19 protein-coding genes are annotated in these 22,100 nt (G+C 71.8%); 1 reads left to right on the top strand and 18 read right to left on the bottom strand.

Annotated features, from left to right (window positions below; genetic code table 11):
• Positions 1-5: 5 nt before the first annotated feature.
• From HJG52_RS01870 to HJG52_RS01825, 10 genes are all read right to left on the bottom strand, one after another.
• Positions 6-887 (bottom strand): alpha/beta fold hydrolase, encoded by an 882-nt coding sequence (locus HJG52_RS01870; protein WP_171241873.1) that lies wholly within the window; start codon positions 885-887, stop codon positions 6-8.
• Entirely contained in the window at positions 884-1,954 is a 1,071-nt protein-coding gene (locus HJG52_RS01865; protein WP_171241872.1) for an alpha/beta hydrolase, read from the bottom strand. The genes HJG52_RS01870 and HJG52_RS01865 overlap by 4 nt, the downstream gene beginning before the upstream one ends.
• Before the next feature lie 51 nt (positions 1,955-2,005).
• On the bottom strand, positions 2,006-4,057 hold the full coding sequence (locus tag HJG52_RS01860) for a primosomal protein N' (protein WP_171241871.1): 2,052 nt from the start codon (positions 4,055-4,057) through the stop codon (positions 2,006-2,008).
• A 37-nt stretch (positions 4,058-4,094) separates the two neighbouring features.
• Positions 4,095-5,315, bottom strand: coding sequence for a methionine adenosyltransferase (gene metK, locus HJG52_RS01855; RefSeq protein ID WP_171241870.1), 1,221 nt, complete (start codon positions 5,313-5,315; stop codon positions 4,095-4,097).
• A 103-nt stretch (positions 5,316-5,418) separates the two neighbouring features.
• A complete protein-coding gene (locus HJG52_RS01850; RefSeq protein WP_171241869.1) occupies positions 5,419-7,065 on the bottom strand; it encodes an FAD-dependent oxidoreductase in 1,647 nt (548 codons plus the stop codon).
• On the bottom strand, positions 7,062-8,303 hold the full coding sequence (gene coaBC / locus HJG52_RS01845; RefSeq protein ID WP_171241868.1) for a bifunctional phosphopantothenoylcysteine decarboxylase/phosphopantothenate--cysteine ligase CoaBC: 1,242 nt from the start codon (positions 8,301-8,303) through the stop codon (positions 7,062-7,064). The genes HJG52_RS01850 and coaBC overlap by 4 nt, the downstream gene beginning before the upstream one ends.
• A 25-nt stretch (positions 8,304-8,328) precedes the next feature.
• Positions 8,329-8,592 carry a DNA-directed RNA polymerase subunit omega gene (gene rpoZ, locus HJG52_RS01840; RefSeq protein WP_171241867.1) on the bottom strand — a complete coding sequence of 88 codons (264 nt, stop codon included), beginning with the start codon at positions 8,590-8,592 and terminating at the stop codon, positions 8,329-8,331.
• A gap of 21 nt (positions 8,593-8,613) precedes the next feature.
• Positions 8,614-9,210: a guanylate kinase gene (gmk, locus tag HJG52_RS01835; RefSeq protein ID WP_171241866.1), complete on the bottom strand. Its 597-nt coding sequence runs from the start codon at positions 9,208-9,210 to the stop codon at positions 8,614-8,616.
• Positions 9,207-9,524: an integration host factor, actinobacterial type gene (gene mihF / locus HJG52_RS01830; protein WP_171241865.1), complete on the bottom strand. Its 318-nt coding sequence runs from the start codon at positions 9,522-9,524 to the stop codon at positions 9,207-9,209. The genes gmk and mihF overlap by 4 nt, the downstream gene beginning before the upstream one ends.
• 121 nt (positions 9,525-9,645) lie before the next feature.
• Positions 9,646-10,023 carry a hypothetical protein gene (locus tag HJG52_RS01825; RefSeq protein ID WP_171241864.1) on the bottom strand — a complete coding sequence of 126 codons (378 nt, stop codon included), beginning with the start codon at positions 10,021-10,023 and terminating at the stop codon, positions 9,646-9,648.
• Between the two features lie 9 nt (positions 10,024-10,032).
• Here HJG52_RS01825 and HJG52_RS01820 point away from each other — a divergent pair, with 9 nt between their 5' ends.
• Positions 10,033-12,009: an AarF/UbiB family protein gene (locus HJG52_RS01820; RefSeq protein ID WP_171241863.1), complete on the top strand. Its 1,977-nt coding sequence runs from the start codon at positions 10,033-10,035 to the stop codon at positions 12,007-12,009.
• A gap of 4 nt (positions 12,010-12,013) precedes the next feature.
• Here the strand turns inward: HJG52_RS01820 and HJG52_RS01815 are convergent, their stop codons facing one another.
• The 8 genes from HJG52_RS01815 to HJG52_RS01780 form a co-directional block, all read right to left on the bottom strand.
• On the bottom strand, positions 12,014-12,664 hold the full coding sequence (locus tag HJG52_RS01815; RefSeq protein WP_171241862.1) for a hypothetical protein: 651 nt from the start codon (positions 12,662-12,664) through the stop codon (positions 12,014-12,016).
• A gap of 374 nt (positions 12,665-13,038) precedes the next feature.
• A complete protein-coding gene (gene pyrF, locus HJG52_RS01810; protein ID WP_171241861.1) occupies positions 13,039-13,902 on the bottom strand; it encodes an orotidine-5'-phosphate decarboxylase in 864 nt (287 codons plus the stop codon).
• 1 nt (position 13,903) lies between these two features.
• A complete protein-coding gene (locus tag HJG52_RS01805; RefSeq protein WP_171241860.1) occupies positions 13,904-14,860 on the bottom strand; it encodes a dihydroorotate dehydrogenase in 957 nt (318 codons plus the stop codon).
• A complete protein-coding gene (locus HJG52_RS01800; protein WP_171241859.1) occupies positions 14,860-15,732 on the bottom strand; it encodes an iron-sulfur cluster-binding protein in 873 nt (290 codons plus the stop codon). Before HJG52_RS01800 ends, HJG52_RS01805 begins: the two co-directional genes overlap by 1 nt.
• On the bottom strand, positions 15,729-19,043 hold the full coding sequence (gene carB / locus HJG52_RS01795) for a carbamoyl-phosphate synthase large subunit (RefSeq protein WP_171241858.1): 3,315 nt from the start codon (positions 19,041-19,043) through the stop codon (positions 15,729-15,731). The genes HJG52_RS01800 and carB overlap by 4 nt, the downstream gene beginning before the upstream one ends.
• Entirely contained in the window at positions 19,043-20,230 is a 1,188-nt protein-coding gene (gene carA, locus HJG52_RS01790; RefSeq protein WP_171241857.1) for a glutamine-hydrolyzing carbamoyl-phosphate synthase small subunit, read from the bottom strand. The genes carB and carA overlap by 1 nt, the downstream gene beginning before the upstream one ends.
• Complete coding sequence (locus HJG52_RS01785; RefSeq protein ID WP_171241856.1) at positions 20,227-20,820, bottom strand: PH-like domain-containing protein; 594 nt, start codon at positions 20,818-20,820, stop codon at positions 20,227-20,229. Before HJG52_RS01785 ends, carA begins: the two co-directional genes overlap by 4 nt.
• Positions 20,817-22,100 (bottom strand): dihydroorotase, encoded by a 1,284-nt coding sequence (locus HJG52_RS01780; RefSeq protein ID WP_171242998.1) that lies wholly within the window; start codon positions 22,098-22,100, stop codon positions 20,817-20,819. Before HJG52_RS01780 ends, HJG52_RS01785 begins: the two co-directional genes overlap by 4 nt.

Below are 22,100 nucleotides of genomic sequence, written 5' to 3'. Positions count from 1 at the left end.
GCTCCTTAGTCCGTTCCGCGGCCGGTGCGGACTCGCTGCGCCACCGCCTCGGCGCCGGTCGGTCCCATGACGATCGTGTAGTGGTTGACGCCGCGCACGACCTCGACGGGCGTGCCGGGCAGCTGCCGCTCGGGGTAGCCCACGGCATACATGCCCTCGGGCTCGTCGAGCATGCCGCGCTCGGCCTGGAGGAAGACCGACGGGACGGCAGTGGGGCTCGGTGAGGGCGTCACGGCATACAGGTCGCGGGCGTCGCCGAGGGCCGCCTCGATGCGGCACGCGGAGTGGAGCTCGGGTGACTCGCCCACGAGGTCGTAGTCGACATACGCCTCGATCTCGGGCGTCCAGTCGCGCAGCGCCGGGTGCGCACGGAAGAGGTCGCGATAGGCCTCGCGGGTGGGGAAGGTCTGGCGCAGGCGTTCGTATGCCGGCCCGACCGTCGCCGTGACGGCGGCCGCGATGTCGTCGTCCGTCGGGTCGGCACCGAGGTCCGGCGGCAGGGGCAGCGGTGCGCCACCGTCGACGAGGACGAGCCGACCCACGACGTCGGGACGCGCGGACGCCAGCGCGGTCGCGACCCAGCCACCCATCGAGTGCCCGACCACGACCTGCGCCGGCCCGCCGACGGCCTCGATGAGCGCCGCCATGTCGGCGGCGTGCGACGCCATGCCGTACGGCTCGGGCAGGTCCCGGCTGCGCCCACGGCCCCGAAGGTCCGGCGCCACGACCCGGAAGTCGCCACCCAGCAGATCACCCAGCGGGGCGAACGCGAGGTGGTTGGCCGTGATGCCGTGGACGGCCAGGACGAGTGGACCGGTCTCACCCCACTGCCCAAAGGTGAGCTCGCCGCCGCGAACCGGCACCGCGCCGGTCGAGTATGCCGTCATCGCGAGTTCGCTTGTGCCGCAAGCCGTTCCAGGGCGGCGAGGAACTCCGCCGGCCGCTCGAGGTGCGGTGAGTGCCCGCACCCCTCCAGCACCGTCTCGGTGAACGAACCGCCCGCCGCGGCATACCGCTCGAGGACGGCCCGCGTCTGGGCCACCATCGGCTGGGGCGGGCACGCCTCGGCACCCGGCCAACCGGGCACGACTCCGAGCTGGCCCAGGTAGGCCAGGTCGAACAGCGACGTGTCGGACACGATGACGTCCGCGTCGCCGCGCACCCACTCGACCGGCGGCTTCGGCTCCAACCCCACCAACGCGTCCGCGACGCCGAAGTACTTGGGAGACATGGCATTCGTGACACCGCGCGTGCCCGGTCCGGACATCGGCCAGTTGTGGCTCGCGCCTGCGTCTCCGGGGTAGTTGTCCTCGCCTGTGGCCGTCGACAGCACCGTGTCGAGCATCGCCTCCTCGTCGTCCCCGAGGACGGACGCATCGCTGACGTATGCCGTGCGGAGCACCGTGCGGGGAGCCGTCGGCTCCTCGCCCGAGCGATCCTTGGCGGCCAGCCGTGCGACGAAGTCGGGGTTCACGGCGCCGGCACCGGTACCCGCATAGTCCTCCGTCGTCGGTGTGCCATCAACGTCTCGCGTCCCCCCGAAGCCGTAGGGCGACAACGGCGCCTCGAGCAGCAGCCCCGCCACCCGGTCGGGGTGGTCGACCGCGAGCTGCATGACGATGCCGCCGCCCATCGAGTGCGCGCCGACCCACGGCCGCGTGCCCGCGGGGAACAGCCCCTCGGCGTCGAGCAGGGCAGCCACGTCGTCGGCGAAGTCCCCCAGGCCCCGGGTGCCGTCCACGGGCGCGGTCTCCGACTCGCCGTACCCGCGCAGGTCCGGCGCCACCACCCGCCAAGGGCCGTCGTCACCGCCGAGCCGGGTGCGCACGAACGGCTCCCAGAACAGCCCGGACGAGCAGTTGCCGTGGACGAGCAGGAGCGGGGTGCCGTCGAGGGGGCCCCAGGTGTGGACTGCCTGCTCGATGCCGTTCGCGGTGACGCGCATGGTTTCCATGGCGTCACGCTAGGTGTCACATGTGGTCCGCGGCCATGTGCCGCAGCCACATCACGACGCGAGGTCAGGTGGATCCATTCGCACCTGGACGCCACCGCCGGCCTTGCGGGCACTGCGCCTCGCCCTCAGGTCCGCCAGGGCGCCCGCGAGCGAGTCCCACCCGTCGAGGTGGGTGCGCAGCAGCATGCGCACCTCGTCATCGCCCACGGGCAGTGGCCCGAGGCGCTCGACCTCGTCGCCGAGGTCGGCCAGCCGCAGGGCGTCCTGGACGGCCCTGCGCTCCCCCGTCACCGCCGCCAGCGCGACGGTCGGCGGCAGGTGCAGGGCGGCCCGGTCGGCCAGCTCACGCGTCGCGAACCACGCCGGGTCCCACCGCACCAGCGCCTCGACCACCGGCAGGGTCGTGTGCGTGGGCGCACCGGCAAGCACGACCCGGCCACCAGCGGACCCCGGTCGCACCAGCCCGGCCGCACCCAGCCAACGACGCAGAGCCTCCTCGCCGGCATCCAAGGTGGGTCGGTCGAGCGAGGCCCACGCATCGAGCAGGAGGCACGCGGCATACCCCCCGTCGGCGACCGGCTCGGCCCCCGGGGTGGCGATCACGAGGGCCGGGGCCGCACCGACGTTCTCGAGCACGGCCCCCGCACCGGAGGTGTGCACCGGAGTGCCGGGGAACGCCCGCCCGAGCTCCTCGGCCGTGCGCCGGGCCCCCACCACCGACGACCGCAGCTCGTGGCCGCCACAGTTGCGGCACTCGAACCGCCCCACGCCACGACCGCACCACCGGCAGGCGGGTTCGGCCCCGCGGGCGGACAGCGCCACCGAGCCGCCGCAGTGGGCGCACCGCACCGGCGTGCGACAGGTCTGGCAGGCGAGCGAGGGCAGGTAGCCCCGCCGCGGCACCTGCACCAGCACCGGCCCGTGTTCGAGGCCCTCCTTGGCGGTGCGCCAGGCCACCGAGGGCAGGTGGGCGCTGGCGGCTGCAGCATCGCGCTCGGCGTCGTTGCCCTCCCCCGCCACGACGACGCGCGGCACGGCGCCACGCGGCGGCCGGCCACCGATGGTGCGCAGGTCCGAGCAGTCGACCAGTCGTTGCACGGCCGCCGTCCGGCCGAACCCGCCGCTCAGCACCGCGGCGCCCTCCACCGCAGCCCGCGTGAGCAGCACCTCCCGCACGTGCGGATACGGCGCCCGCGGTTCGTCGAGCAGGTCGTCCCCGTCGTCCCACCACGCCACGAGACCGAGCGACCTCACCGGCGCCCACACCGCCGCGCGCGTGCCCACGACCACCGACACGTGGCCGCGCAACACCTTCAGCCACGCGGTGTAGCGCGCCTGCGGCCCCTGGTCGGCGGTGAGCCGCACGTGCCGCCCCTTGCCGAGGACCTCGGTCAGGGCCGCGTCGACCCGGCGCACGTCGCGGTGATCGGGCACCACGAAGATGCTCCCGCGGCCCTCGGCCAGCGTCGCGACGGCCGCCTCGGCCAGGGCCCGCGGCCAGTCCTCGTCCGGCGACCCGGCAGGCAGCGCGAGCCACGAGGCAGCCGGGGACTCGCCCGCGGCGAGCCTCGAGACGTAGGCCGGCCCCGCGGCATACCGGCTCCACGCCGGCCCCGCCCCCTCGAAGGTGGGCAACGGGTCCGCGACCGGCGGCTCGAGCGACAGCGCCTTCTCGGCCGTGGCGTGCCGCGGTGGCACGGCTAGCCGCAGGACGTCTCCGAGCGTGCCCGCGCAGCGCGCGGCCACCCGCTGCGCCGCCTCGAGCACCGCCGGGATCAGCACCGGCTCGGGTGACACCACCCGACGCAGTGGCGCCAGCCGGCCCTCGTGCGCGGCCGTCGCCGACCGCGCCACGACGAACCCGTCGAGGTCCTGCCCGGCGAACCGCACCTTGACCCGGGCGCCCGGCACCGCCGTGTCCGCCATCGACTCCGGCACGAGGTACTCGAACGGCCGGTCCAGGTGCGCCAGACCGGTGTCGACGACCACCAACGCCACCGGGTTGGTGGACGCGGTCGCCGTAGCCGCCGGGCGCGGCCGGGGAGCCTTGGGCAGGCTGGCGCGGATCAGCTCCAGCTGCTCGGTGGCCCCGGGTTCGCTCATGGGGCGAACCTATGCGAGCCGGGCGACAGCGGCAGCGTCAGCCCTTGACAGCCTTCTGCAGCTGCTCGACCCGGTCGGTGCGCTCCCACGTGAACGGGTTGGTGTAGCCGTCGACGTGGGTGCGACCGAAGTGCCCGTAGGCCGCGGTCGGCTTGTAGATCGGGCGCAGCAGGTCGAGCTGGTCGACGATCGCCGCCGGCCGCAGGTCGAACACCGACGTGATCGCGGCCTGGATCTTGTCGATCGGCTCGGTCTCCGTGCCGAAAGTCTCGACGTACAGCCCCACGGGCTGCGCCTTGCCGATGGCGTAGGCGACCTGGACCTCGCAGCGGCGGGCGAGCCCGGCGGCCACGACGTTCTTGGCGACCCAGCGCATGGCGTAGGCGGCCGAGCGGTCGACCTTCGACGGGTCCTTGCCGGAGAAGGCGCCACCACCGTGGCGGGCCATGCCGCCGTAGGTGTCGACGATGATCTTGCGGCCGGTGAGCCCGGCGTCGCCCATGGGCCCGCCGATCTCGAAGCGTCCGGTCGGGTTGATGAGCGAGCGGTATGCCGTGGTGTCCAGCTCGGTGCCCTCGTCGGCAAGCTGCTCGAGGACGGGCTTGATGACGTGCTGCTCGATGTCGGGGGTCAGCAGGTCGTCGAGCGAGACGTCGGCGGCGTGCTGGGTCGACAGGACGACGGTGTCGAGCTTGACGGCCTTGTCGCCGTCGTAGCCGATGGTCACCTGGGTCTTGCCGTCGGGGCGCAGGTAGGGCACCTCGTTGCTCTTGCGGACGGCGGTCAGCCGCTCGGAGAGCCGGTGCGCGAGGAAGATCGGCAGCGGCATCAGCTCGGCGGTGTCGTCGCAGGCGTACCCGAACATGAGGCCCTGGTCGCCGGCGCCCTGCTTGTCGAGCGGGTCGACGCCACCGGTGCGGTTCTCGTATGCCGTGTCGACACCCTGGGCGATGTCGGGGCTCTGCTGCCCGATCGACACCTCGACACCGCAGGAGGCGCCGTCGAAGCCCTTGGTCGAGGAGTCGTAGCCGATGCCGAGCACGGTGTCGCGCACGATCTTCGGGATCTCGACGTAGGCCTCGGTGGTCACCTCACCCGCGACGTGCACCAGTCCCGTGGTCACCATCGTCTCGACGGCCACCCGGCTGCCGGGGTCCTGCTCGAGCATGGCGTCCAGGATCGAGTCGGAGATCTGGTCACAGATCTTGTCCGGGTGACCCTCGGTGACCGACTCGGACGTGAACAGGCGTGCAGACACTCAGCAACTCCTTCAGGGACGGGACGTGAACGCGCGGGGGCGAACCTCGCGAGTGTATCCGCGACGAGCGGATCAGCCGCACGGCATCCCACACTGCGGCGGGTCAGGGTGTCGCGCGCCCCGCGAGGTGGGTGTGCACGGCGGAGATGACGACCGACCCCTCGCCCACGGCGGAGGCCACGCGCTTGACCGAACCCGACCGCACGTCACCCACGGCGAACAGGCCGGGCACGGAGGTGGCGAAACCCTCGGACGTCACGACGAAACCGCGGTCGTCGAGCTCGACGCCGGTGCTGCGCAGCCACTCGGTGCCGGGCTGCGCCCCGATCATGAGGAACAGCCCGGCCGCGTCGACGCTCACGTCCTTGTCGCCCGCGTGGTCGCGCCAGGTCAGGCCGTCCAACCGGCTCTCGCCCCTCACCTCCACGAGCTCGGACCGCGGGTGCACCGTGATCCGCTCGTGGTGCGCCAGTCGCTGGGCCAGGTAGTCGGACATCGTCTCGGTGATGTCGTCACGCCGGATGAGGACATGGACGTGGCTCGCGTGCTGGGCCAGGAAGAGCGCTGCCTGGCCGGAGGAGTTCGCCCCACCCACGACGACCGCGGGTCGGTCGGCGACGACCGTGGCCTCCAGCTCGCTCGCGGCGTAGTAGACGCCGCGGCCCTCGAGGTCGGTGAGCCCCGGTACCTGCAGCCGCCGGTAGCGGGCGCCGGTCGCCACGATGACGGCGCACGCCTCCACGTCGGTCTCGTCGTCGAGCGTGACGCGGAACAGGCCGCCGGGCACCTGCTGCACGGCGGTGACGGTTCGAGGAGAAACAAGCTTGGCGCCGAACTTCACGGCTTGGAGCATGGCGGCCCGCCCCAGCTCGGCACCGGAGATGCCCCCGGGAAAGCCCAGGTAGTTCTCGATCCGCGTCGAGCTGCCGGCCTGACCGCCGATGGCGACGTCCTCGACCACGACGGTCGAAAGCCCCTCGGATGCGCCGTAGACCCCTGCCGCCAGCCCAGCCGGACCGGCACCCACGATGACCAGGTCGCACCGGGACCCGTCGGCCAGGCCCCACAGGTCGATGCCGAGCGCAGTGGCCAGGTCACGGGTGGCCGGGGCGGTGAGGACCCGCCGCTCACCGGTGACGACGGCCGTGCCGGTCGGGGGCAGCTCGGTGCTGCGCGCCAGGTCGCCCCACGCGCGGTCGTCCGACCGCAGCACGGTGCGGTAGGGCAGCTGGTTGCGCTCGGCGAAGTCCTGCAACCGGTGCAGGTCGGCATCGTCGTCGCCAGCGAGGACGAGACCGCCCTCGCCGAGGCGCTTGAGCAGGCGCCGGCGGGCGTCGAACGCCCTCAGCAGCACGTCGCTCAGCTCACCGGAGATCGCCATGAGGCGCTGCAGCTCCGGCACGCGCACCCGAAGCACCTCGGTGTCGGCCACGGCCATGCCGGGAAGGAAGGCGCGCTGGCCCATGAGCATGCCGAGCTCACCCACGAAGTCGCCGGGCTCGACGAGGAACACGACGCGGTCGTCGCGGCGGTCGAGCAGCATCACGCCGCCACGGCGCACGTAGTAGAAGTCGTACGGCTCCCCCGCGTCGATCAGCAGCTCACCGGCCGCCGGGTGCAGGACCTCTCCCGCGTCCTCGAGCAGCGCCATGGCCTGCGGGCTGAAGGTCGGCCACGCGAGGTCGTCGACGTCGTCCTGCCGCCTCGACGAGTAGTGGGTGTTCTCGTCGGGCTGGGGCAGTTCGCTCACAGGATCTCCTGCACGGCGTCCCACACCGCGGCGGCGACGTCGTGCTTGGTCGCGGGTCCGACATCGACGACATGGCTGCTGCCCTGCCGCAGGATGTGGACGGTGTTGTCGTCGGCACCGAAGGTCCTGTCGACACCCACCTCGTTCACCACGAGCAGGTCGCTGCCCTTGCGCACGAGCTTGTCGCGGCCGTGGTCGAGCACCGAACCGCTCGCGTCACCCGTCTCCGCGGCGAAGCCCACGATGACCGGGTTCGCCTCGTCACCGCGGTCGCGGACCAGGCCGGCGAGGATGTCGGGGTTGCGCACGAGCTCGATGGTGGGCGCGGCGTCGGGGTCACCGGGGTCGTGGGACTTCTTGATCTTGGTGTCGACGTAGGTGGCGGGGCGGAAGTCGGCCACGGCGGCCGCCATCACGACCACGTCGGCGTCGCGCGCCGCGTCCGTCACCGCCGACTCGAGCTCCAGGGCCGTCTCCACCGGAACGACCTTGACCCCGGCCGGTGCCGGGAGCGAGCTGTTGGCGGCAACGAGCACCACCTCGGCCCCCCGGGCGGCGGCCACCTCCGCCAGCGCGAAACCCTGCTTGCCGGAGCTGCGGTTGCCGAGGAAACGCACCGGGTCCAGCGGCTCACGGGTGCCACCGGCCGACACCACGACGCGACGGCCGGCCAGCGGCAGCTCACCGGCGGCCGCCGGCTGGGAGGCGCCGTGGGCGAGCAGCCGCTCGCACACGGCATACAGCTCCTCCGGCTCGGGCAACCGACCGGGGCCGGTGTCGGCACCGGTGAGACGCCCACTCGCGGGCGGGATGACGTGGACGCCGCGCTCGGTGAGGGTCTCGACGTTGGCCTGCGTCGCCGGGTGCTCCCACATCTCCGTGTGCATGGCCGGCGCCATCACGATGGGGCAGCGCGCGGTGAGGAGCACGTTGGTGAGCAGGTCACCCGCAAGCCCGTGCGCGGCACGCGCGAGCAGGTCGGCCGTCGCAGGCGCGACGACGACGAGGTCGGCCGTCTTGCCGAGGCGCACGTGCGGCACCTCGTGCACCGACGTCCACACGTCGGTCTGCACGGGCTTGCCCGACAGGGCCTCCCACGTGGGGGCGCCGACGAAGTGCAGCGCGGACTCCGTGGGCACGACCGTGACGTCGTGCCCGGACTCGGTGAAGAGACGCAGCAGGGACGCGACCTTGTATGCCGCGATGCCGCCGCCGACACCCAGGACGATCCGCGCCATCGAGGACCTCCCGGTGCTCAGGTTCTCAGGCCTCGATTGGCTCGGAGGTGACCAGGCCCTCGTTGATCTCGCGCAGCGCGATCGACATGGGCTTCTCGTGCACCTGGCTGTCGACGAGCGGGCCGACGTACTCGAGCAGGCCCTCCTGGAGCTGGCTGTAGTACGCGTTGATCTGACGGGCGCGCTTGGCCGAGTAGATGACCAGGGCGTACTTGGAGTCGGCCTTGGTGAGGAGGTCGTCGATCGGCGGGTTGGTGATGCCGATGGGGTTCGCGACGGTTCCGGACACGGGTGTGCTCACAATCAGTTGTCAGTGGGTTCGCATCAAGTGTACGAGTTCTTCGGCCGCACGCCGAACGTCGTCATTGACGATGGTGACGTCGAACTCCGCCTCGGCGGCCAGCTCGACCTTGGCGGTCTCCAGCCGGCGCGTCCGCTCCTCCTCGTCCTCGGTGCCCCGGCCGACGAGCCGGCGCACCAGCTCCTCCCAGCTCGGCGGGGCGAGGAACACGAAGAACGCCTCGGGCATGTTCTCCCGCACCTGGCGGGCGCCCTGGAGGTCGATCTCGAGCAGGGCCATCCGGTGCGCGGCGAGCGCCTCCTCGACGGGGCGGCGCGGCGTGCCGTAGTGGTTGCGGCCGTGGACGACGGCCGACTCCAGCAGCTCGCCGTCGCGCTCCAGGCGCGCGAACTCAGTGGTCGAGACGAAGTGGTAGTGCACGCCGTCGACCTCACCGGGGCGCGGTGAGCGGGTCGTCGCCGACACGCTCAGCCAGACCTCGGGAAAGTGCTCGCGGATGTATGCCGACACCGTCCCCTTGCCGACGGCCGTGGGGCCCGCGAGGACGACGAGCCGGTGTGGTCGGTCGTCGGAACCGTCCTGCTCGGCGTGAGCCGGCTGGCTCACGCCTCGTCGAAGCGGGTGAGGAGCGCGGAGATCTGGTTGGCGCCGAGACCACGGACGCGGCGGCTCTCGGAGATGCCGACCTCTTGCATGATCTGGCGGGCGCGGACGCGGCCGACGCCGGGCATGGACTCCAGCAGAGCCGAGACCTTCATCTTGCCGACGACCTCGTTGGACTTGCCGTCCTCGATGACCTCGCGCAGGGAGCCCTGGGCGTATTTGAGCCGGTTCTTCACCGCGGCCCGTTCACGGCGGGCGACGGCGGCCTTTTCCAGGGCCGCTGCCCTCTGCTCCGGAGTCAAGGTAGGAAGTGCCACGGTTCAAACTCCTTTGCGGGCGTGCTGCGTGCACGGGTGCCAACCCTTCGGACTCCGTCGACTCTAGCAACCGACGCGTCCGGATTCCCATCGAGGCTCGCTGGCACGAAACCGCAGGTCGTCAGGGTGCGGCGTTGCCGTCCTCCACGTAACGCCTGCCGTCCGCGGCCGCCCCGGCGACCGTGTCCAGCCAGCGCGGCGGCTGCTCGCCGATGCCACGGCGCTCCAGCGCCTGCACCAGCTCGACCCGCACGGTGTCGACGTCGCGGCCCGCACCGCCGGCCACCACCTGGTCGATGGCCTCTTGGATGAGCTGCTGCTTGCGGTGGTGGGTGGCCGAGTCCGACTCGTCCATCTGGGCCAGGTTGCGGTCCTCGCCCTCGTTCACCGGCTCGTTCACTGGCTCGCTCATGCGCACGCCTGCCTTTCGCTCGTGGTCCACCACACGGCATACCCCGTCGTGGTCCCGGTATGCCGCGTCGGCCGACGTCCCCGCCATGATGGGTCGGTGACCTCCGTGGCCGTCCTGCTCGCCGCCCTCGCCAACGCGGTCGTCCTGGGTTTCATCTCGCGCCGGCTGCTGGGTGTGCCCGTGGGGTGGCCGCGGACGATCCTCGTCAGCCTGCTCGTGAGCCAGGTGGGTGCGTCGGGCATCAACGCCCTCTCGCGCGTCATCGGGCTGCGACCGGACGGCTCGACGCCGGTCGGCTTCGCGCAGGGCGCCGTCATCGTGCTGGCGTCCGCGTGGGTCGTGGCGCTCGGGCTCGCGATGCTTGTGGTGCTCGAGGCGATCGTGCCGACCGGCAGCCTCCCCAACCCGCTCACCTGGGTGCGCCAGTGGCCGGCTCGCCAGCGGCGGGCGCGGCGGTACGTGCAGGTCGTCGGCATCGCCAGCCGGCACGGCCTGGGCGGCTTCCTGCGCGGCCGCTCGCGCCTGTCGCCGACCGAGTCGTCGTCGACCGTGGCCCGGTCGCTGCGGCTGGCCCTGACCGACGGCGGGGTCACGTTCGTCAAGCTGGGGCAGATGCTGTCGACCCGCCCCGACGTGGTCGGCGTGGAGGTCGCGCGGGAGCTGGCGTCGTTGCAGAGTGACGTGCCGCCGGCACCGTGGGGTGAGGTCGAGTCCGCGCTGACGTCCGAGCTGGGTATGCCGGTCGGCTCGGTCTTCGCCTCCGTCGACCCGGTGCCCCTGGCGGCGGCATCGGTCGCCCAGGTGCATGCCGCGACGTTGCTCGACGGGACACCGGTGGTGCTCAAGGTGCAACGCCCGCAGGCCCGCGCTCAGGTGCGTGCCGACCTCGACATCGTGCTGCGGCTCGCGACCTGGCTCGACCGCACCACCGTCTGGGGGCGCTCGCTCGGGGTGCTGGGGCTGGCTCGCGGGTTCGCCGGCAGCCTCGACGAAGAGCTCGACTACCGCGTGGAGCGCGCCAACACCGAGGCGATCGAGACGTCGTTGCGGGCGGCGGGCAGCACGGTAAGCGTTCCGCGGGTGTATGCCGCGTGGTCGACGTCGCAGCTCCTCGTCATGGAGCGGTTGGCCGGCGAGCCGTTGTCACGGGCGGAGCGACAGCTGGCGGGTCTGTCTCCCGAGGCTCGGCAGGCACTGGCCGACGACCTGTTGCGCACGGTGCTGCGCCAGGTGCTCGTCGACGGGGTGTTCCACGCAGACCTGCACCAGGGCAACGTCTTCCTGCAGCCGGACGGGACGCTGGCCCTGCTGGACTTCGGTGCGGTGGGACGGCTCGACTCGGCCACGTCGCGGGCGCTCGGGGTGTTCCTGCACGCGGTCGACCGCAACGACTCGGTGGCCGCCGCCGACGCGCTGCTGGACGTGCTCGACCGGCCGGAGGACCTGGACGACCGGCGCTTCGAGCGCGAGCTCGGGACCCTCGTGGCACGGATGCGGACCGGGTTCGGCGCCGGGGGTGGCGCCGGGGTGTTCACGGCGCTCTTCTCGCTGGTGCTCGCGCACGGGTTCGGCGTCCCGCCCCAGGTGGCCGCGGCCCTGCGAGCCCTGGGCGCGCTCGAGGGCACCCTCGCCACCATCGATCCCGGGCTCGACATGGTGGAGTCCGCTCGGTCGCACGGTCGGACGCTCCTCGCCGACCAGTTCCGGCCGGCCCAGGTGCGGGCCACGCTCGAGGACCAGCTGCTCACGCTTGCCCCTGTGCTGCAACGGCTTCCCCGCAGGCTGGCCGCCATCGGCGACCAGCTGGAGGAGGGCCGGCTGTCGGTGCGGGTGAGGTTGCTGGCCCACGCGGACGACCGCACCTTCGTCGAGGACGCCCTGCGCCAGCTGACGATCACCCTCATCGCGGCGGCCTGCGCCATCTGCGGAGTGGTGCTCGTGGTCGCCGACACCGGACCGATGATGCTGCCGAACCTACGGCTGTTCACGTTCGTCGGGGCGACCCTGTTCTTCTTCGCGTTCGTGCTCGCTGCCCGTGCGCTGGCGCGGGTCTTCCGGCCCTCGCGACACTGACCCCTCAGTGACCCCAGGCGTCGGGGATGAACGACATGTCGGCGCCGGGGCCGACGAGCACCGACCACGGGACGGTGAAGGTCACGATCCCCGCTGCTCCGACGAAGACTCGTCGTTGGTCCACCGCCACGGCCAGCCCCTTCTGGGTCGGCCAGGCGCTGATGTCCTCGCGCGTCAGGCCCTGCGCCAGCTCGGGCGACGCGTAGGGGTTGCCGCTGCTGGGCACCGCGCGCCGCAGCTCACGTTCGAAGTACCACCGTGGCCCGCCGTCCCGCTGCATCTCGGCGAGCATGCCGTCGAGGGTGATCTCCTCGCCGGTGGTGTTGTCGAGGACGACCGCCCGGACGCTCGAGTCGCTGACTGCACCACCGAGCGAGGTCCGGTCCTGGAACCGGATCACGGTCAGCCCCGGTACGTTCACGGGCACCGTCGCGCGCTGCGTGAACTCCCCCGGTGCTGACGCACCCGTCGCCTGGGACTCCTCGTTGTTCGACCGCCACGTGTCGAAGCGCTCGGACGCAGCGGCGTTGGCGAGCTCCTGCAACCGCGTGGCACCGACGGCGCCGGCGCACGCAGCCCTCACCGACGTCGTCACGCGCTGCACGGTCGAGGCGCCGTCGACCTTCGGCCTGGTCGCGGTGAACCTGACGGTCATCGGCGCGGTGCACGCCGGGTCGGCCGGGGTCGATGCAGCCGAGGGTGACACCGTGGTGGACGGTGTGGGCGGTGCGGGCGTGGGGGTGGTTGTCGCAGCCGATGCTGTGGTGGGCCCCGTCGTCGTGGGCGCTGTGGCGGCAGTGGGCACGCTCGCGCTCGACGTGGTCGAGCTGGCCGCCCCACCGGGCTCGGTGCCGCACCCCGCGAGCAGGACGGCGCATGCACCCAGCGCCAGCCCCGCCACCAGCGTTGAGTGCCTGAGACCGACCAGTGGGTGGTTCTCAGGCACTCGACTCGTTCGTGCTCGCACCGCTCCCCCTCGCGTCATCCGTGCTGTGTGCCTTCAGACGCCGCAACGGTGGCCTTGGTTGGTCAACTCAGCAGCGCCGCCATCGTCTCGCTCACCGAGCGTGCACGGTCCCGCAGGGTCGCGGCATCCGGTCCGGCCGAGAGCACGTCGCGTGAGCTGGCCGGCAGCACGTTGGGCAGGGCGTCGCCGAAGACCTGGCGCAGGTCCTCGCTCGTGCCACCCTGGGCGCCGACACCGGGGGCGAGCAGCGGCCCGCCCATCGCGGCGAGGTCGAGCCCGAGCTCCTGGACGGCGCTGCCGACCGTGGCACCGACCACGAGACCGACGCTGCCGAGCTCACCTCGCTCGGCGGCAGCCGCGTTCTCGGCGGCGGCGCTGGTCACCATCGACTCGGCGACGCTGACGTCACGCAGCCGGGCGTGCTGCACCGTGCGGCCCTCGGGGTTCGACGTCAGCGCGAGGACGAAGACCCCGCGGCTGGTCTGGGCGGCGACGTCCAGGGCCGGTCGCAGCGACTCGAACCCCAGGTAGGGGCTCACCGTGAGTGCGTCGCCCGGGGCGACGGCGTCCTTGCCCAGCAGCCCTTCGGCGTATGCCGCCATGGTGCTTCCGATGTCACCTCGCTTCGCGTCGACCACCACGAGCGTGCCCGCGCCCTGGAGGTCGCGAACGGCGTTCTCCAACACTGCGATGCCAGCCGACCCGAACACCTCGAAGAAGGCGCTCTGCGGCTTGACCGCAGCCACCTGACCGCCGAAGGCCTCGACACAGGCCTGGGTGAACCGCCGCAGCCCGTCGAGGTCGTAGGTCAGGCCCCACGACTCCACCAGGGCCCGGTGGGGGTCGATGCCAGCGCACAGCGGGCCGTGCTCGTCCATCGCGGCCCGCAGCCGTTGCCCGAAGGTCAGGTCGCCGGTCTCGCTCATCTCAGGCCATCCTCTCGTGGGCGATGCCGACAGCATCCTTGAGGCATCCAAAGCCCTTGTCCTGCAACAGGTTCTCCAGCTCGCGCCCAACGCGCACAGGTGCGCTGGGGTCGTTGAACGTCGCCGTCCCGACCTGCACGGCGCTGGCACCGGCGGCCACCAGCTCGAGCGCGTCGCGACCGGTGCGCACTCCCCCGACGCCGATGATCGGCACCGTCGGGAGCCGCCCCTCACGCATGGCGGACTTGACCTGCCACACGGCGCGCACCGCGACCGGCCGCACTGCCGGTCCGGACAGGCCACCGGTCACCCCCGCCACCTGCGGCCGCAGCCGGTCGGTGTCGATCACCATGCCCAGCAACGTGTTGATCATCGTCAGGCCGTCGGCACCGGCCTTCACGGCCGCCTGGGCGATGCTGACGATGTCGGTGACGTCGGGCGTCAGCTTGGCGAAGATCGGGATGTTGCGCGGCAGCTGCTCGCGCACGAGGGCCACGACCTTGGCGGACGCCAGCGGGTCGCAGGCGAAGACCAGTCCGCGGTTGGCGACGTTGGGGCAGGAGATGTTGACCTCCACCCCGACCACCGAACCGAAGGCTGCCGACTCGCGCAGCCGCGCCGCCACGACGGCGAACTCACCGCTGGTGTTGCCCGCGATCGAGACGAGGGTGCGGGCACCGGCTTGGTGCAGCCACGCGAGGTCCTTGTCGATGAAAGCGCTGATGCCCGGCCCCTGGAGGCCGATCGAGTTCAGCATCCCCGACGGCGTCTCGGCCATGCGCGGCGTGCCGCGGCCCGACCTCGGGTCGGCCATCACGGACTTGGTGACGAAGGCACCGAGCTCGCGGATGTCGAAGAACCGTGCCAGCTCCCGCCCGTTCGCGGCACAGCCCGATGCAGTCATCATCGGGCTCGGCAGGCTCGCGCCGCCGAGGTCGACCGACATGTCCACGGCCATCAGTGACCCCCCACGTTCGGTGCGCCGAGCGCGTCGGCGGGCACGCGGCATACGCCGTCGTCGAAGGCGTCCCACCGCACGCGGTCGCCCCGGAAGACGGGGCCCTCCACGCAGGACCGGACCATGCGCGTCACGCCGTCATTGCCCGTCACCGGCATCACACAGGTCATGCACACGCCCACGCCGCAGGCCATCGACTCCTCGACCGCAACCTGGGCGACGGCACCGTGGGCCGCCGCGACGTCGGTGATCGACTTGAGCATCCCCATCGGGCCGCAGCCGTAGACCACGGCGGCGCCGGTGCGGGTGATGACCTCGGGGAGCACGTCGGACACCCAGCCGCGGGTGCCGGCCGAGCCGTCGTCGGTGGTGACGCTGACCCCGTCGGCCTGGCGCCGGGCCTCGACCACACCGAAGAGCTTGGACTCGGTGGCCGCGCCGAGGACGAGCTCGACGTGGCAGCCGCGCTCCCGCAGTGCCTCGGCGAGCCAGAACAGCGGCGCGCTGCCGTAGCCGCCGCCCACGAGGACGCAGGGCACCGGTTCCTTGGGCAGGGGGAAGGCACGACCCAGCGGGCCGACGATGTCGACCTCGTCGTGGGCGCGCAGGCCGGACAGCCACTCGGTGCCCGGACCCACGGGTGAGATGACGACGTCGACGGTGCCGCCGTAGGTGCCCGAAGGGCTGACCTTGTGGATCGAGAAGCACCGGCGCAGGAGGTTCGAGCTCGTGTCGCCGCCGACGGCCAGGGCGACGAACTGCCCAGGCTTGGCGTGTTCGGCCAGGCCCGGTGCGACGAAGGTGAGGTGGTGGTAGGCGCCGGCGCGTCGGGTCGCGATGAGCTCGCCGGTCACCTGGACGACGCCGCTCACGCGGTCACCCCGCTCGCGCCCACGGCATACAGGTCGAGGTCACGCGCATGTGCCTGCAACGGCTTCACGGTGAACTCGCCTTGGAGCTGCGCCTCGATGCCCTGGACGGCTGCGGCGAGCTCTTGGACGGTGGTCACGATCGGCTTGTCCATCGACGTCGTCGCCGCCCTGATGGCGTAACCGTCGGCGCGTGCGTTGGGACCGCTCGGGGTGTTGACGACCATGGCGATCTCACCGGCGAGGATGAGGTCGACGATGGACTGCTCACCCTCGTCACGCTCGCTGACCTTGTGGACGACCTCGGAGCTGATTCCGTTGCGGCGCAACACATCCGCGGTGCCAGTGGTCGCGACGATCGTGAACCCGAGGTCAGCCAGACGCTTCACCGGGAAGATCATCGCGCGCTTGTCACGGTTGGCCACGGACACGAAGACCCGGCCCTCGCGCGGCAGGCCGGAGCCGGCCGCGAGCATCCCCTTGGCGAACGCCGTGCCAAAGTCGTCGTCGATGCCCATGACCTCACCGGTCGAGCGCATCTCGGGCCCGAGCAGGCTGTCGACGACCTGGCCGTCGCGGGTGCGGAACCGCTTGAACGGCAGCACCGCCTCCTTGACCGCCACCGGCGCGTGGCTCGGCATCGAGCCTCCGTCGCCGTCGGCCGGGAGCATGCCCTCCTCGCGCAGCTCCTTGATGGTCGCGCCGAGCATGACCCGCGCAGCCGCCTTGGCCACGGGCACGCCCGTCGCCTTGGCCACGAACGGCACGGTGCGCGACGCGCGGGGGTTTGCCTCCAGGACGTACAGGACGTCCTGGGCGAGGGCGAACTGGACGTTCATGAGCCCGCGGACGCCGATGCCCTCGGCCAGCCGCAGGGTCGCCTCGCGGACCCGCTCGAGCTCGGCGACGCCGAGGGTCACCGGCGGCAGCGTGCAGGCCGAGTCGCCGGAGTGGATCCCGGCCTCCTCGATGTGCTCCATGATCCCGCCGAGGTACATCTGCGTGCCGTCGTAGAGCGCGTCGACGTCGATCTCGATGGCGTCGTCGAGGAACCGGTCGACCAGCACCGGGTGCTCGGGGCTGGCGACGGTCGCCCGGGTGACGTAGGCCGAGAGCGTCTCGTCGTCGTAGACGATCTCCATGCCGCGACCGCCCAGGACATAGGACGGGCGCACGAGGACGGGATAGCCGATCTCGCGGGCCACCGCGACGGCCTCGCCGGCACTGTATGCCGTGCCGTGCCGTGGGGCGGGCAGGTTCGCCTCCGCGAGGACTCGCCCGAAGGCGCCGCGGTCCTCGGCGAGATCGATCGCCTCGGGGCTCGTGCCGACCACCGGGACGCCGGCGTCCTTGAGCGCCTGGGCGAGGCCGAGCGGCGTCTGCCCGCCCAGCTGGACGATGACACCGGCCACCGGTCCGGCCTGCTGCTCGGCGTGCACCACCTCGAGGACGTCCTCGAGGGTGAGAGGCTCGAAGTAGAGCCGGCTGCTCGTGTCGTAGTCGGTGGAGACGGTCTCGGGGTTGCAGTTGACCATCACGGTGTCGTAGCCGGCGTCGCGCAGGGCGAAGCTGGCGTGGACGCAGGAGTAGTCGAACTCGACGCCCTGGCCGATCCGGTTGGGGCCGCTGCCGAGGATGATGACGGCCGGGTTCTCCCGCGGCGCGACCTCGGTCTCCTCGTCGTAGGACGAGTAGTGGTACGGCGTACGGGCGGCGAACTCGGCCGCGCAGGTGTCCACCGTCTTGTAGACCGGGCGGACCCCGAGGGCGTGCCGGACCCCGCGGACGACGGCCTCCGGCATACCCCGCAGGGAGGCGAGCTGTGCGTCGCTGAAGCCGTGGCGCTTGGCCACCCGCAGCAGCTGCGGCGTCAGCTCGGTCGCGGAGGCGACCCGGTCGGCCACGGCGTTGATGAGCGCGATCTGGTCGAGGAACCACGGGTCGATGCCCGTCTCCTCGTGGACCTCCGCGACATCGAGGCCACCGCGCATCGCCTGCTGCACCGTGACGATCCGGCCGTCGGTCGGGGTCTTGGCCTCGAAGAGCAGCGTGCGCGCCTGCTCCTCGCTCGGCACCGGGCCGTCCCAGTGGAAGCTGCTGCCCTTGCGCTCGGTCGACCGCAGCGCCTTCTGCATGGCCTCGGTGAAGTTGCGCCCGATGGCCATGGCCTCACCGACGGACTTCATCGTCGTCGTGAGCGTCGGGTCGGCAGCGGGGAACTTCTCGAACGCGAACCGGGGCACCTTCACCACGACGTAGTCCAGGGTCGGCTCGAAGCTGGCCGGCGTCTCCTGGGTGATGTCGTTGGGCACCTCGTCGAGGGTGTAGCCGATCGCCATCTTCGCGGCGATCTTGGCGATCGGGAAGCCGGTAGCCTTGGACGCCAGCGCCGAAGACCGCGAGACACGCGGGTTCATCTCGATGACGATGATGCGGCCGTCCTCGGGGTTGACCGCGAACTGGATGTTGCAGCCACCGGTGTCGACGCCGACCTCGCGGATGACCGCGATGCCGATGTCGCGCAGCCGCTGGTACTCGCGGTCGGTGAGAGTGAGGGCGGGTGCCACGGTGATCGAGTCTCCGGTGTGCACGCCCATCGGGTCGAGGTTCTCGATCGAGCAGACCACCACGACGTTGTCGGCGCGGTCGCGCATGACCTCGAGCTCGTACTCCTTCCAGCCGAGGATCGACTCCTCGAGGAGCACCTCGGTCGTCGGCGAGTACTGGAGGCCGGCGCCGGCGATACGGCGCAGGTCGGCCTCGTCGTAGGCGAATCCCGAACCGAGGCCACCCATGGTGAACGACGGCCGCACGACCACGGGGTAGCCGAGATCCTCTGCGGCAGCTAGGCATTCGTCCATCGTGTGGCAGATCGCCGACCGCGCGGACTCGCCGCCCACGCGCTCCACGACGCCCTTGAACTTCTCGCGGTCCTCACCGAGCTGGATCGCCTCCACGTTGGCGCCGATGAGCGGGCAGTCGTACTTCTCCAGCACCCCGGCCTCGTGCAGCGCGATCGCGCAGTTGAGGGCCGTCTGGCCTCCCAGCGTCGCCAGCACCGCGTCGGGACGCTCCTTGGCGATGATCGACTCGACCACCTCGGGGGTGATCGGCTCCACGTAGGTCGCGTCGGCAAACTCGGGGTCGGTCATGATCGTCGCCGGGTTGGAGTTGACCAGGACGACCCTGATGCCCTCCTCGCGCAGCACCCGGCACGCCTGCGTGCCCGAGTAGTCGAACTCGCACGCCTGCCCGATGACGATCGGCCCCGAGCCGATCACCAGGACGGACTTGATGTCCTCACGCTTCGGCATTACGGGCGAGTTCCCTTCTCGTTCTTGGACATCAGGTCGACAAAGCGGTCAAAGAGGTATGCCGCGTCGTGCGGCCCCGCGGCCGCCTCCGGGTGGTACTGCACGGAGAAGGCCGTGAGGTCGCCGCCGTCGCCGCGCACCTCCAGGCCCTCGACGACGTCGTCGTTGAGGCACACGTGCGACACCGTCGCGGAGCCGAAGTCGGTGCGGGTCTCGCCATCGAGGGGCGCGTCGACCGCGAACCCGTGGTTGTGGGCCGTGACCTCGACCTTGCGCGTCGTCCGGTCCATCACCGGCTGGTTGATGCCGCGGTGCCCGTACTTCAGCTTGTAGGTGCCGAAGCCCAGGGCCCGCCCCAGCAGCTGGTTGCCGAAGCAGATGCCGAAGAACGGGATACCCGCGCCCAGCACCTCCTGGAGCACGGCCACCTCCCGGTCGGCCGTCGCCGGGTCGCCGGGGCCGTTGGAGAAGAAGACGCCATCCGGGCCGCCCTCCCCGACGGACCGGATGTCGTCGAACGTCGCCGTGGCCGGCAGCACGTGCACCTCGATGCCGTGCTGCGCCATGAGGTTCGGGGTCATCGCCTTGATGCCGAGGTCGACCGCCGCGACGGTGAACCGCTTCTCCCCCACTGCCGGCACCACGTACGCCTCGGTCGTGGAGACCTCCTCGGCCAGGGCGGCGCCGGCCATGGCCGGGGCAGCCTGCACCTCGGCGACGAGCTGGTCGACCGGAGCAGAAGCCTTGTCACCACTGAAGATCCCGACCCGCATCGCACCGCGCTCACGCAGGTGCCGGGTCAGCGCGCGGGTGTCGATGCCGCTGATGCCGACGACGTCCCACTCGCGCAGGTCGTCCTCGAGGGTCGCCTCGGACCGCCAGTTGGAGGGTCGCAGCGCGGGGTCGCGCACGACGTAGCCGGCGACCCAGATGCGCCGCGACTCCTTGTCGTCGGCGTTGACTCCGGTGTTGCCGACGTGGGGCGCGGTCATGACGACCACCTGGCGGTGGTAGCTCGGGTCGGTCAGCGTCTCCTGGTAACCGGTCATGCCGGTCGAGAAGACCGCCTCACCGACGGTCGTGCCGATGGCACCGTATGCCGCGCCGCGGAACGTGCGCCCGTCCTCCAGCACGAGGACGGCGGGCCCCCGGTCGAGGTCGGTCTCGAGTTGTGCTGCCGCGCTCACGGCGTCGCCTCTCCTTCTGTCTCAGTGGGTTTCGCGTCATGCGCGGACTGGTCGTCGGAGCTGTGCCACCACAGGGCAGACTCGATGCGGTCGACATCGGCCTTGTACCTGGGCAGGAAGCCGGTCTCGTAGAGGTCGCCGTCCTCGGTGCGCCACTGCAGGACGACGATGCGCTTGGCCCCGACGACCTTGCCCGCCATGCCCTTGTCGCGGCGGGCCGAGACCAGTCTGGCCGCCGGGATGGTGACGGTGGACTCTCCCTGCCGGTCGATCCGGACGAGCCGGTCGGCATCGCCACGCGTGATCGTCAGCGTCGCCCGCGAGCGGTTGCCGAGACCCCCGATGGTGACCCGCTCGAACCGGTTCTCGGCGGTCGTGGTGCTCACGTACGTGCCCTCGGCCACGACCGTGGCGGGACGCTCGTCGTGCAGCGAGGGCGCCGCGGCGGCCCCGTCCTCGGTGCGGTGCCGTTCGACGGCGATGGCCGCGGAGGCGTGCTGGCGACGCTTGCGCAACCACGCGGCATACAGGAGGGCGTAGATGAGGCCCAACGCGACGAGCATGATGCCGACGGCCTGGAGACGGGTCACGCCACGGCCCCCTTCTGGGCGGTGAGGCGGCCTCGCAGCACCGTGGCGTGGACCGCTCCGCGCATGGTGCGTCCGTGCCAGGGGTTGTTGCGGGACAAGGACATCGACGCGCTCCGGTCGACCGTGACCGTCGCGTCGGGGTCGACCAGTGTGAGGTTGGCCGGCTCACCGACAGCGAGCGGGCGACCGTGTCCGGTGAGGCCGGCGATGCGGGCCGGGTTGGCGGACATCACGCGCGCTACTCCGGCCCAGTCGAGCAGGTCACTGCGCACCATGACGTCGGAGACGACCGACAGGGCGGTCTCCAGCCCCAGCATCCCGAAGGCAGCGTCGACGAAGGCGTGTTCCTTGTCGTGCCGGGCGTGCGGCGCGTGGTCGGTGGCGACCGCATCGAGGGTGCCGTCGGCCAGGGCTGCGCGCAGGGCGTCGACATCCGACTGCGGACGCAGCGGCGGGTTGACCTTGTAGACGGGGTCGTACCCGGTGAGCAGGTCGGTCGTGAGGACCAAGTGGTGCGGCGTCACCTCGGCGGTGACGTCGATGCCCTGTGCCTTGGCCCAGCGCACGACCTCGACGGTCGCCGCGGTGGAGACGTGGGCGACGTGGACGCGTGAACCGGTGTGGCGAGCGAGCATGACGTCACGCGCGACGATCGACTCCTCGGCCACTCCCGGCCAGCCCGGCAGCCCGAGGCGCCCGGACAGCTCGCCCTCGTGCGCGCAGGCCTGGGGGCCCGCAAGGTGGGGGTCCTGCGCATGCTGGCTCACGACGCCGCCGAAGGCCCGCACGTACTCCAGCGCCCGGCGCATGACCCGGGCGTCGTAGACGCACTTGCCGTCATCGGAGAAGACGGTGACGCCTGCGCGCGAGCGGTGCATGAGACCGAGCTCGGCGAGCTCCGCGCCCTCCAGCCCCTTGGTCACGGCCCCGACGGGCACCACGTCGACCAGCCCGGTCGCCCGACCCAGGTCGAGGATGCGCTCGGCCGCCTCGGCGGTGTCGGTCACCGGTGAGGTGTTGGCCATGGCGAGGACGGCGGTGTAGCCCCCGACCGCCGCGGCTCCCGAGCCGGACTCGATCGTCTCGGCGTCCTCCCGGCCGGGTTCGCGCAAGTGGGTGTGCAGGTCGACGAGTCCGGGCAGCGCCACGAGCCCGTCGGCGTCGAGCACGTCCGCGCCCTTGGCCGAGGCGATCGACCCCACCTCGGTGATGACGCCGTCAGTGACCAGCAGGTCCTGTGCACCCGCACCGACGAGGTCGGCACCCTTGACCAGCAGCAT

Origin of the sequence: Knoellia koreensis, from assembly GCF_013041615.1 — a bacterium.
Lineage (GTDB): Bacteria > Actinomycetota > Actinomycetes > Actinomycetales > Dermatophilaceae > Pedococcus > Pedococcus koreensis.
Note: the sequence above shows the minus strand (reverse complement) of the source record. Positions and strands in the feature narration are given on the sequence as shown.